The sequence below is a fragment of the Streptomyces sp. NPDC007971 genome, from assembly GCF_042958635.1.
GTDB lineage: Bacteria > Actinomycetota > Actinomycetes > Streptomycetales > Streptomycetaceae > Streptomyces.
In genome coordinates, this window is sequence record NZ_JBIBJK010000083.1 from 1 (window position 1) to 2,011 (window position 2,011).

Annotated in this window: 1 protein-coding gene; it reads left to right on the forward strand. The window is 70.0% G+C overall.

What is annotated here, in order from left to right; translation table 11 throughout:
• Window positions 1-62: 62 nt before the first annotated feature.
• A partial coding sequence (locus ACFZCP_RS45865; protein WP_391443253.1) for an acyltransferase domain-containing protein occupies window positions 63-2,011 on the forward strand: 1,949 nt, incomplete at its 3' end.

The window sequence follows — 2,011 nt, forward strand, 5'->3', positions numbered from 1 at the left end:
TCGGTGAGTTGGCGGCGGCGTATGTGGCGGGGGTGTGGTCGCTGGAGGATGCGTGTGCGGTGGTGGCGGCTCGTGGGCGTCTGATGCAGGGGCTTCCTGCTGGTGGTGCGATGGTGGCGGTCGAGGCGGCTGAGGCGGAGGTCGTTGAGGCGATTGCGGGTCGTGCGGGTGTCGGTGTTGCCGCAGTCAACGGGCCGAAGGCTGTGGTGATTTCCGGTGTGGAGGGTGAGGTTCTGGCGGTTGCTGAGGGGTTGGCGCGGGCGGGTGCGCGGACGCGTCGTTTGACGGTGTCGCATGCGTTCCATTCGCCGTTGATGGAACCCATGCTGGAGGAGTTCGCGCGGGTTGTCGGCGGGGTCGGTTATCGGGTGCCGAAGCTGGCGATGGTGTCGGCGCTGACCGGGCAGACGGTGACGGACGAGGTGACCAGCCCCTCGTACTGGGTGAGGCACGTTCGTGAGGCCGTCCGTTTCTCCGACGCTGTGGCGGCGTTGCGTGAGAGTGGCGTGCGGACGTTCATCGAGATCGGTCCGGACGGCGTGCTGTCGGGCATGGGCCCGCAGACCCGGGTCGGGAACACGGCGGGCGACGCGGACGGGTCGGGCGACACAGCCGAAGCATGGCTGCCGGCGCTGCGCCGGGGGCGTGACGAGCCGCGGGCGCTGCTGACCGCGCTCGCGAAGGCGTTCGTCCGGGGCGTGGCTGTCGGTTGGGACAAGGTGTACGCGGGGACGGGTGCGCGGAGGGTGGACCTGCCGACGTATGCCTTCCAAAGGCAGCACTACTGGCTGACCTCCGCTGTGGGAAGCCGCGCCGAGGACCTCGGCCTGGAGACCCCCGGTCACCCGCTGCTGGGTGCCGCCGTGACGCTGCCGGCGAGCGACGGACTGCTGCTGACAGGACGGCTGTCGCTGGCCAGGCAGCCCTGGCTGGCCGATCACGTGGTGGCCGGGCAGGTGGTCGTACCTGGCGCCGCGTTGATCGAAATGGCGGTGCGCGCGGCTGACGAGGCCGGGTGTGGGCAGGTCGAGGAACTGGTCGTCGAGGCACCGCTGGTGCTCGCACCTCAGGGCGGGGTACGGGTGCAGCTCACGGTGGAGGCACCGGACGAGTCCGGCCGCCGAGCGGTGGCCGTCTACGCCCAGGCCGAGGATGCTGCGCCCGAGGGAGAGTGGACCCGGCACGCGACGGGCGTGCTGGCGCCGGCCGACACGGCTGTCGACAGCGGCACGGACGTCGGCCTGGTGCAGTGGCCGCCGGCCGGTGCCGTCGCCGTGGACCTGTCCGGGTTCTACCCGGCGTTGGCCGAGAGCGGCCTTGTCTATGGTCCGGTGTTCCAGGGGATACGGGCGGCGTGGCGGCGTGGGGAGGAACTGTTCGCGGAGGTGGCGCTGCCGGAGGGTGTGAGCGCGGCCGACTTCGGGGTGCATCCGGCTCTGCTGGACGCCGCTCTGCACGTGATCGTGGGGACCGGTGAACGCCGGGACAAGCTTGAGATCCCGTTCTCATGGAGCCACGTCGAGTTGCACGCGACGGGCGCTTCCATGGCCCGCGTCCGGGTGACCCCGGAACGTACGGGCGAGGGCGTGACGCTGACTCTGGCCGATGCGAGTGGTGGGTTGATCGCATCGGTGGGTTCGTTGGTTCTGCGGGCTTTTGAGGGTGTGGGTTCGGGGTCGGTTGGTGATGGGTTGTTCGGGGTGGAGTGGGTGTCTGCTGCGCCGGCGGAGGGTGCGGCTGTGGGTGTGGGTTCTGGTGGGGAGTGTGGTGGGTGGGTGGTGGTGGGTGAGGTGGGTGGTTTGGATTTGCCGGGGGTGGTGTCGTTTGCGGATTTGGGTGGGTTGGTGGGTGCGGTTGAGGGGGGTGGGGAGGTTCCTGAGGTTGTGGTGGTGAGGGTTGGTGCGGGTGCGGGTGCGGGTGCGGGTGCGGGTGCGGGTGCTGGGGCTGATGTGGGTGGTGTGGTGCGTGGTGTTGCGGTGGGTGTGTTGGGGTTGGTGCGGGAGTGGTTGGG